This window comes from Pseudomonas sp. Sample_10, assembly GCF_004321495.1.
GTDB lineage: Bacteria > Pseudomonadota > Gammaproteobacteria > Pseudomonadales > Pseudomonadaceae > Aquipseudomonas.
Map to the genome: position 1 here is coordinate 1 of NZ_RCOE01000021.1, position 3,191 is coordinate 3,191.

Genomic DNA, 3,191 nt, shown 5'->3' on the forward strand with positions numbered 1-3,191 from the left:
AGAGCTGGAACGCGGAGCGTCCCTTGAGGCATTCCCACGCAGAGCGTGGGAACGATCGGTCAGGCGGCCAGTTCGCGCATCCGCTGTAGTACGGCATTCAGGCCATTGCTGCGCGACTCTGATAACTGTCGCCCCAATCCCAACTGATTGAACCAATCCGCCAAATCCACCTGCCGCAACTCCACCGCCGACAACCCGTTAACCCGCGCCAACAACAACGCCACCAATCCACGAATCAATCGCGCATCGCTGTTGGCGCTGAATTGCCAGTGCCCGTCGCGTAATTCACCCACCAGCCACACTTGGCTTTCACAGCCGTGCACACGGTTGGCATCACACATTTGCGCATCGCTCAACGCAGGCAGGCGATCGCCCCACTGCATCAGCAGGCGCGCCCGCTGTTCCCAGCCGGCCGCGTTTTGAAAGGTTTCGAGTGCCGTCACGGCATCGGCAGGCAGGTTCATCGCAACAGCTCCAGCGCTTGATCCAGTGCTTCAAAGAACCGCTCCAGATCTTCGGAATCGTTATACAACGCCAACGACACCCGAATCGCCCCGGCCAGATGGAAGCTCTTGAGCAACGGCATGGCGCAGTGATGACCGGCGCGCACCGCGATCCCTTGTTCGGTCAGCAAGTGCGCCAAGTCAGAGTTATGCACACCTTCGACAGTAAAACTGACCAGTGCCAACTGTGGCTTGCCCAGCAAGTGGACGCCATTGCGTGCAGCAAGGCCTTTGAGCAGATAGTCGTGCAGCGCCGCTTCATGGGCGGACACCGCGTCCTGATCGAGAGCGGCGAGATAGTCCAGTGTCGCCCCAAGACCGATCACACTGGCGATCGGTGGTGTCCCGGCCTCGAATCCCAATGGCGCCGGGCGAAAGCGTGCGTCGTGGTAGTTGGCGTCCAGTACCATCTCGCCGCCGAACTGCCAGGGGCGCAGTCGTTGCAACGCTTCATTGCGACCGAACAACGCACCGAGTCCATCGGGGCCGTAGAGCTTGTGGCTGGAAAACACATAAAAGTCGCAACCCAGCGCCTGCACATCATGGCGACCATGGACCACGCCTTGCGCGCCGTCGACCACGGTCAAGGCGTTGTGCGCCTTGGCCATTGCCAGCAGCGCAGGCAAAGGCTGCCAGGCGCCGATCACGTTGGACAATTGGCTGACGGCCAACAGACGCGTGCGCGGACCTATCAAGCCGGTGGCGGCTTCAAGATCGATCACACCGTCGGCATCCAGTGGCAGGACCACCAGTTTCAGCTCACGGCGGTGCGCCAGTTGCTGCCACGGCAGCAGGTTGGCGTGATGCTCCAGGGCGCTGATGACAATCTCGTCGCCCGGATGGAATAGATGCTCCAGGCCATAAGCCAGCAGATTCAGCGCGGACGTCGCGCCATGGGTAAAGATGATCTGCCCGCGGTCAGCGGCATTGAGCCATTGCGCGACTTTGCGGCGGCTGTCCTCGAACGCCTGGGTGGCATGGGCGCCGGGCAAATGTTGTGCCCGATGCACGTTGGCTGCGCCGTTGGCATAGTAATGCGCCAGGGCATCCAGCAGGGCTTGAGGTTTTTGCGTGGTGGCGGCGTTGTCCAGATAAGTCTGGCCTTGCCGTTGCAGGGCGGCGATGGCTGGAAAATCGGCGCGCCAGGGAGAGGGAATCAGCATGTTATCGGGCCCTGGTGAACATGGGCGGGGTTACACCGCACTACTGTGGGAGCAAAGCTTGCTCGCGATGGGGCCTTTGGACCGCCAAAAGCATCGCGGGCAAGCCATGCTCCTACAGAGGGGCGATGATGCGCTGCTTAGTTGTGAGCGTGCAGCGCTTCGTTCAGTTCGATAGCCGATTTGTGGGTTTTGCATTCCACAGCGCCGGTTTCCGAATTGCGACGGAACAACAGGTCGGCCTGGCCGGCCAGTTCACGAGCCTTCACTACTTTGACCAGTTGGTTTTTCTCGTCCAGCAGCGCCACTTTGGTACCAGCGGTCACATACAGGCCGGACTCAACGGTATTGCGGTCACCCAATGGAATGCCGATACCGGCGTTGGCGCCGATCAGGCAGCCTTCACCAACCTTGATCACGATGTTGCCGCCGCCCGACAGGGTGCCCATGGTCGAGCAACCGCCGCCCAGGTCTGAACCCTTGCCGACGAACACGCCAGCCGAGACGCGACCTTCGATCATGCCCGGACCTTCGGTGCCAGCGTTGAAGTTGATGAAGCCTTCGTGCATCACGGTGGTGCCTTCGCCCACGTAGGCACCCAGACGCAGACGCGCCGCGTCAGCGATGCGCACGCCGGCCGGTACCACGTAGTCGGTCATTTTCGGGAACTTGTCCACCGAGAACACTTCCAGCAGCTCGCCACGCAGGCGCGCTTCCAGTTGGTGCTCGGCCAGTTCGCCCAGGTCGATCGCGCCCTGGCTGGTCCAGGCCACGTTCGGCAGCAACGGGAAGATGCCAGCCAGATTCAGGCCGTGCGGCTTGACCAGACGATGGGACAGCAAGTGCAGCTTGAGGTACGCCTCAGGGGTCGAAGACAGTTGCGCGTCTTCAGCCAGCAAGGTGGCGACCAGTGGCTTGTGGCTCTCGGCCAGACGGGTCAGCAGGGCAGCCTGGGCAGCGTCGACGCCTTTGACGGCTTCGGCCAGTTGCGAGGCCTGAGCCGTGGTGAATGCGATGGCCTGATTGCCTTCGCTGTAGCCCAGGATCGGCGCGATGGCGGCGACCAGTTCGGCCGACGGGTTGAGCAACGGCTGCGCGTAGAACACTTCCAGCCATGCGCCTTCACGGTTTTGAGTGCCGACACCAAAGGCCAGGCTGAACAGGGTAGTGGACATGTTGATACCTCTAACAAATTGAAACGGGCTGCTTACTTGAGCGCGGCCGCGTAGATATCTGGCTTGAAGCCAATCAGGGTTCGGTCACCGAGATCGAGCACCGGGCGCTTGATCATCGAAGGTTGTGCGAGCATCAGTTCAATGGCTTTCGACTGGTCGAGATCGGCTTTGCGTTCGTCGTCGAGCTTGCGAAAGGTCGTGCCTGCGCGGTTCAACACCACTTCCCAGCCGTGCTCGTTGCACCATTGGGTCAGGTGTTCCCGGTCGATTCCGAGCGCCTTGTAATCATGAAAGTCATAGCTGACAGCGTGTTCATCGAGCCAGGTGCGCGCCTTTTTCATGGTGTCGCAGGC

At 61.1% G+C, this 3,191-nt stretch carries 4 protein-coding genes; all 4 read right to left on the reverse strand.

The genetic code is table 11. The features are described from left to right. Nucleotides 1–59: 59 nt before the first annotated feature. The gene (locus tag D8U18_RS01655; protein WP_130932110.1) at nt 60–464 is read right to left on the reverse strand and encodes a SufE family protein; all 405 of its coding nucleotides are present in this window, start codon (nt 462–464) and stop codon (nt 60–62) included. Continuing rightward, nucleotides 461–1,666, reverse strand: coding sequence for a cysteine desulfurase (locus tag D8U18_RS01660; protein WP_130906377.1), 1,206 nt, complete (start codon nt 1,664–1,666; stop codon nt 461–463). Before D8U18_RS01660 ends, D8U18_RS01655 begins: the two co-directional genes overlap by 4 nt. Before the next feature lie 137 nt (nt 1,667–1,803). After that, entirely contained in the window at nt 1,804–2,838 is a 1,035-nt protein-coding gene (gene dapD / locus D8U18_RS01665) for a 2,3,4,5-tetrahydropyridine-2,6-dicarboxylate N-succinyltransferase (RefSeq protein WP_056856253.1), read from the reverse strand. A 32-nt stretch (nt 2,839–2,870) separates the two neighbouring features. Further along, nucleotides 2,871–3,191 (reverse strand): arsenate reductase (locus D8U18_RS01670; protein WP_241664271.1); only part of this gene is annotated, 321 nt, incomplete at its 5' end.

Excerpts from the sequence above, each read along its gene's own strand:
- D8U18_RS01655 (WP_130932110.1), bottom strand. The coding sequence starts at position 464 with ATGAACCTGCCTGCCGATGCCGTGACGGCACTCGAAACCTTTCAAAAC.
- D8U18_RS01660 (WP_130906377.1), bottom strand. The coding sequence starts at position 1,666 with ATGCTGATTCCCTCTCCCTGGCGCGCCGATTTTCCAGCCATCGCCGCC.
- dapD (WP_056856253.1), bottom strand. The coding sequence starts at position 2,838 with ATGTCCACTACCCTGTTCAGCCTGGCCTTTGGTGTCGGCACTCAAAAC.